Source organism: Oribacterium sinus (genome assembly GCF_963553175.1).
Taxonomy (GTDB): domain Bacteria; phylum Bacillota; class Clostridia; order Lachnospirales; family Lachnospiraceae; genus Oribacterium; species Oribacterium sinus_B.
In genome coordinates this window covers 21,584-27,995 of sequence record NZ_CAUVME010000031.1, presented here as the reverse complement: position 1 = coordinate 27,995, position 6,412 = coordinate 21,584, and the positions used below count along the sequence as shown (strand labels likewise).

Below are 6,412 nucleotides of genomic sequence, written 5' to 3'. Positions count from 1 at the left end.
TAAAGAAAAGCTTGTAAAGAAAAGCTTGTAAAGAAAAGCTTGTAAAGAAAAGCTTGTAAAGAAAAGCTTATAAAGAAAAGCTTGTAAAGAACAGAAAACTTCTAAAGAATAGAATAACTGGTAAAATAAGTATGGCGCAAAGAAGAACCGGCTTACAAAGTGTAGGTAAGGTATGAAATGTAAACAAGAGCAGGAGGAAGCAGGAGATGAAGATTCGTGTAGCAGACTACATTGCCCAAAAATGTTATTCCATGGGACTGAGCAGAAATTTCTCTGTGGTTGGCGGAGGGGCAATGCACCTGAATGATGCCTTAGGACACCATAAGGGAATCAAGACCTTATACCAGCACCATGAGCAGGCTTGTGCCATGGCGGCGGAAAGCTATGCCAGAATCCATAATGTGCCGGGCATTGTGTGTGTGACTTCCGGCCCCGGCGGCACCAATGCCATCACCGGCGTGGTAGGAGCGTATTTGGACTCCATTCCTATGCTGGTGCTATCCGGTCAGGTGCGTCACGACAATACCGCCCGTTGGTCCGGAAGAGCTCTTAGAGCCATGGGAGACCAGGAATTTGATATTCTGCAATCCGTATCCTGCATGTGTAAATACAGCGAGATGCTGATTGACCCTTATCGGGTGCGTTATGCCATTGAAAAGGCGATTTATCTTTGCCAGACCGGACGTCCGGGACCATGTTGGCTGGACGTTCCTGTGGACGTGCAGGGATTTATGGTGGAGGAAGAGGATTTGCTGGGCTTCTCCCCGGAAAGCTATACAGCAGGAGGAGACGGCTGGGCAGACGGAAGGGTGAAGGATTCCCATCCGGAGACTGCCACCACCCTTAGAAAGTATTTTGCGTCGGATGCGGAGAAAGAAGCTCTTTTAAAGGCTTTATCTTCTGAGAAGAATCCGCATATCCTGGAAGAGGACAAAACAGAGAAGAAGGAAAAGACCGGGATTCAGAACTGGCAGGATTTCCTTCCTCTGGCAAAGGAAGTTTTAGAGAAGATTCGAGGTAGTGAGCATCCCATCTTCTATACCGGAAATGGTGTTCGTATTGCGGGAGCGGAGGGCTTGTTCTTAGAATGTGCGGAAAAGCTGGGAATTCCTGTAGTTTTAGGCTGGAATGCTCCGGACATTTTCCCCACTACCCATCCCTTAAATGCAGGCCGTCCCGGAGGAAGAGGAGACCGCCCGGGAAATCTGGCGGTGCAGAATGCGGATGTGATTTTAAGCATTGGCTCCCGTTTAAATATTCGTCAGGTAGGATACAGCTTTTGGGAGTGGGCACCTAAAGCCTACGTGATGCAAAATGACATTGATTTGGAAGAGATTGCAAAGCCCTCCGTACACTGTGACCTTCCCCTTCATGGAGATGCCAAGGCTCTCCTAGAGGCTTTACTGCATTTATTGAAGCAGGAAGAAAAGCTTCCTCTTTTTGCCGGCGGAAAGGGCATTTCCAGAGAAAAGGCGAAAGGCTTTGTGCGGGAAGATGCGGCAGGAAAGATTTTGGCAGAAAAGCAGGATGAGAAGCTAAGTTGGCTTGATACCATCCGTTTTTATCAGGCAAACTATCCCACCGTGCTTCCGGAGTATCTGGAGGAGCGGAAAGGGGAGCTGACCAATGTCTACGCCCTTGTGGAAAAGCTTTCCGAGAGAGCTTTAGAAGACCAGATTACCGTAGTGGGGAACGGTTCTCCCTGTGTTGCCGGCGGACAGAGTTATATCATCAAAAAGGGAACCCGCTTTATCAGTCAGGACGGTGTGGCTTCCATGGGTTACGGATTGCCGGCGGCTATCGGTGCCTACTACGGCGTAGTGGATTTTACCCAGGAAGAGAAAAAGCGTCTTTCTGAGGATCCTTATTGGAAGGGCAAGGGAGAAATTTACCCTCCGTACCAAGGGAAGGATATTCTCTTAATGACCGGAGATGGCTCTATTCAGATGAATTTGCAGGAATTGCAAACCATTATCCATCATCAGATGCCCATTAAGATTTTCGTGGTAAACAATGGAGGCTACCACTCCATTCGCCAGACCCAGAACAGCTTCTTCGGAAAGCCCCTGGTGGGAATCGGTGTGGACTCCGGTGTGGAGGGCTGTGACCTCTCCTTCCCGAATTTGGAAAAGCTGGCCCATGCCTACGGCTATCCCTACGTTTCCATCAAGGAAAATGCGGAGCTTGAGCAAGGGATTGAAAAGACTTTAGGACAGAACGGTCCTGTGATTTGTGAAGTGTTTGTCAGTATGGAGCAGCAGTTCCTGCCAAAATCCAGTGCCAAGAGAGATGCGGAGGGCAATCTCTTTAGCCCGCCTCTTGAGGATATGGCGCCCTTCCTTCCGGAGGAGGAAATGGAAATGCTGATGCTCTATCCCAGAAAGAAATAAGGGAAGCATTTTCAAAGGAAGATGCAAAGTATTTTTAAAGGAAGATGCAAAGCATTTTCAAGCGGAAACAATCAAGCAATAAGGGAGTTTTGTGAAGATATTAATCAGTGGGGTAAGCAGTTTTCTGGGGATTTATACCGCAAAGGAACTGCTTTCCCAAGGCCATCAGGTCTATGGCATTGTTCGAAAAGAGAGTAAAAATAGAGAGAAGCTGGAGTCCCTTAGGGGGCTTCAGCTCATTTCCGTTGATATGAAGGCATTTTCCTCCTATGCAGAGGAAGGGGAACTTGCTTTGGCAGAAGGCATCAGGAAACAAGAAGACCGTTTCTCCCGGGAAGCTGCCTTCTCCCAGAATGGCTTTGCTTTAGCGTCTCTAGTACCAAACGACTTGAATGCCATTATCCACTTTGCCTGGGACGGTGTAGGCTCCAAGGGAAGAGAAAATCCGGAGATTCAGGAACAAAACCTTTTGATGAGTAAGGGCTTTTACCAATGGGGGCTTCAAAACGGTGTGAAGTACTTTCTCTTTGCAGGCTCTCAGGCGGAATACGGCAGAGGCACAAGGGAAAATCCGGAGCCGGTGAGTGCCTATGGGAAGGCAAAGCTTAGCTTTTCCCGCTACGGACTTTCCGGTGGCAGAGCGATAGAAGACTCCGCTTTTCCGAAACAATGCTTTAGGTCTTTCGATGATACGGAAGAGGCGGAACAAGAGAATCCGATGAAGTTCTTAGACCTTCGGATCTTTTCCGTCTATGGCGTAGGCGACCATGAGACGACTTTGGTACATACTCTGGTGCAGGCGGTACTGGCAGGTCAGTCCATGGATTTAAGCCCATGCAGTCAAATGTGGAACTTTATGGAGGCAAGGGACTTGGCTAGAGCCATAGCCTTCCTGCTGGAGGGAGGCTTCGGAAGCGGTACATATGACCTTTGCAGTCAGGATAGTCGCCCTTTAAAGGACTATGTTTTGGAAATAGAGAGTCTTGGCAAGGCATTTTTAGAAAAGAAAGAAGGGAAGACTTTGAGCACGTCCTCCTCTCTTCTTCGATTCGGAGAGCGGGCTTCCAATGCGGAGGGGCCTGTGGATTTAAAGCCTTCTATAAAAGACTTATACGATAGAGGATTTTTGGAGAAAATCTCCTTTCAGCAGGGAATAGAAGAGCTGTATCAACACTTTTATCAGAAGAGAGTATAGAAAACTATATAAAAAACTATATAGAAAAATATGTAGAAAAGAATATAGAAAAGAATATAGAAAAGAATATAGAAAAGTATTATAGAAGCGTATATAGAAGAGTATATAGAAAAGAGGGAAAGCATGGCAGAGAAAAAATGTTTAGCCTGTGGAGAAAATTTGGAGGAGCTGGCTGTTTTTCATAATATGCCTAAGTCTGTCCAGGAATTTCCCACAAGGGAAGAGCTGGCTACGGAGAAGGGGATGGATCTTTCCCTTTGCCAATGCAGGTCCTGCGGTCTTGTGCAATTTGATACGGAAGCGGTTCCCTATTACAAGGATGTGATTCGGGCCGGGGGTGGCAGCAGCACTATGAAAGACCTGAGGGAGGAAGAGTATCAAAAGCTTCTCTCTTTTTTGGCAAAAAAGAAAGAAAAGAAACCTTTGATTTTAGAACTGGGAGCAGGAGCAGGAGAGTTTCTGGCCATGTGGTCCGGTGTGGAAAGTGGAGCCGACACAAGTTCTGATGTAAACTCCGTTACAAGTCCTGATACAGCTTTTGGCACAAGTTTAAGTATAGGTGCAAAAAGAAGCCAAAAGCTTGAACCCTATGTGCTGGGGATTGAGCATAAAAAGGAGCTGGTGGAAAAGGGGCAGGCAGCAGGGCTTTCCCTGTATCAGGGCTTTCCGGAAGCAGGATTTGAACTGAAAAATATGGAAGGAAAGCATTTGCAAAGTGGAAAAACCCGTCCGGTAGAGGGGCTGTTAGATGCTATGGTGCAGTTTAACTTTTTAGAGCATCAGCCGAATCCCGGGGAAATGCTCTCCTTTGCCTATGCGCATTTGAAGATGGGGGGGTATTTTCTCCTCACCGTTCCCAGCTTTCAGTATATTTTGGACCATCGTTCCTACTATGAGTTACTTAGAGACCATATTGCCAACTACAGCGAGGAAAGTCTTTTGAGTCTGGTACAGGATCAGGGCTTTTCCCTGGTGGAAAGCAGGGTTATCAACCGGGATACCATAGAGTTTCTCTTGGAAAAGAGGGAAAAGGAAAGCTGTACCACCTTCCGCTCATTGGGACAGAAGGTGGATATTAAGCCGATTTTGGAAAATGAGAAGGCTATCCAAGAAGACATAAAGAAGCATTTGGAAGGTCTTAGGAAGAAGGGGGAGAAAATGGCGGTGTGGGGTGCCAGCCACCAGGGCTTAACCCTCCTATCCACCACAGCATTACAGGAGGAAGTGGCTTATATCATTGATTCCGCTCCCTTTAAGCAGGGAAAATACAGCCCTGCCTCCCACCTTCCCATTGTGGATAAGAGCCATTTTCAAAAGGAGCCTGTGGAGGAGATTTTGATTGTGGCGCCAGGCTATACGGAGGAAATTGCCGGAATTATTCGAAGAGATTTACGCCCCTGCCCCAGGGTTTTGGCCTTAAGGGGAGAGAAGATAGAGGAATTATAGACTGTCTTTTCAGGATGATTTGCCCCCCTGATAGACGGAAGCTATAGGATAAACGCCGACAAGAAAGAGCAAGAAACAACGAGCTGTATGCAGTAGGAAAAGTAATAGTAAGTAATAGTAAGCAGTAATAAGTTATAGAAAGGAAATGCGAATGAAAGCCTTTGTACTGGAGGGGAGAGGGAAAGTCTCCTTTATCGAAAAGGAAGAGCCTAAGCTTTTAGAAGAGCATGGGGTATTGATTACCCCTGTCTTAGTGAGCCCCTGTACCAGTGATGTGCATACCATTTGGCAGGGCTCTCCAAAAAGAAAAGACCTTACCCTGGGCCATGAGTGCATTGGCAGAATCCTGAAAAAAGGGAGGGAGGTGAAGGACTTTTCCGAGGGGGAGATTGTGGCGATTTCCGCCATTACTCCGGATTGGGGGAGTCCTGAGGTTTTGGAAAATGAAGCCCATGCGGGGTATCCCTTTTCCGCCCATAGCTTGGGAAAATCCATTGACGGAGCCTTTCAGGAGTGCTTTTACCTTCCCCATGCAGATCAAAACCTTGGGAAAATCCCAAAGGGCATGGATTTGGAGGATGCCCTCCTTTCTGTGGATGTTTTGCAAACCGGCTTTACCGCTGCGGAGGAAGCGGAAGTTAAGGAAGGGGATACGGTTTGTGTACTGGGAATAGGAGCTATCGGCCTTGGGGCTGTCTTTGCCGCAAAGCTTATGGGTGCCAAGAAGATTTTTGCAGTGGGAAGCCGGGAGGACAGCAAAAGGTTGGCGGAAAGCCTTTCTTCGGAAAGCTGCCCGGTAGTGGTGCTGGACTATAAGACTTGTAAGGCTACTCTCCCTAAGGATAAGCACCCTCTAGCAAACTCCACCCATTCCCCTATTGTCAATGCCATCTGGGAGGAAACGGAAGGAAAGGGCGTGGATAAGGTTCTCATCTGCGGTGGAGATGAGTATGCCCTGGCGCAGGCCCTGGACATGGTAAAATATGGCACCGGCATTGTCAGCAATGTAGCCTACTTCGGCTCCGAGGAGGATGTGGAAGCCTTGGAAATGGCGGGGCAGGATATGGAGCTTTCTCTGGGAGAAAAGAAAAAGCGGAAGAAGGCCATAGACGGACTGTTGCTTCCGAAATTTTCCTTAGGAAAGGGCATGGCCGGAAAGACTCTACGCTTTTCCCTTTCCAAGGGGGGCAGAAAGCATTTGGAATGGGTATTGGAGAAGGTGCAGGAATCCGGCTTCCATCCAAGCATTTTCCTTACAAAGCGCTATCACGGCATGGACAAAATTCCGGATGCCCTCTATGATATGAAGGAAAGAAGAGCCATTAAGGTGGCTGTATATATGGAAATTTAGAAGATGCCCCTAAGCAGAACGGGCATTTTA

4 protein-coding genes are annotated in these 6,412 nt (G+C 47.6%); all 4 read left to right on the top strand.

Annotated elements, in window-relative coordinates; all coding sequences use genetic code 11:
* The first annotated feature begins 206 nt into the window (after positions 1–206).
* The 4 genes from RYO92_RS08605 to RYO92_RS08590 all read left to right on the top strand — a co-directional run bounded on the left by RYO92_RS08605 (position 207) and on the right by RYO92_RS08590 (position 6,382).
* Positions 207–2,390: a thiamine pyrophosphate-binding protein gene (locus RYO92_RS08605; RefSeq protein WP_315370130.1), complete on the top strand. Its 2,184-nt coding sequence runs from the start codon at positions 207–209 to the stop codon at positions 2,388–2,390.
* A 91-nt stretch (positions 2,391–2,481) separates the two neighbouring features.
* Entirely contained in the window at positions 2,482–3,585 is a 1,104-nt protein-coding gene (locus RYO92_RS08600) for an NAD-dependent epimerase/dehydratase family protein (RefSeq protein WP_315370129.1), read from the top strand.
* 123 nt (positions 3,586–3,708) lie between these two features.
* The gene (locus tag RYO92_RS08595; RefSeq protein ID WP_315370128.1) at positions 3,709–5,031 is read left to right on the top strand and encodes a methyltransferase domain-containing protein; all 1,323 of its coding nucleotides are present in this window, start codon (positions 3,709–3,711) and stop codon (positions 5,029–5,031) included.
* A gap of 151 nt (positions 5,032–5,182) precedes the next feature.
* Entirely contained in the window at positions 5,183–6,382 is a 1,200-nt protein-coding gene (locus RYO92_RS08590; protein ID WP_308579208.1) for an alcohol dehydrogenase catalytic domain-containing protein, read from the top strand.
* The last annotated feature ends 30 nt before the right edge of the window (positions 6,383–6,412 follow it).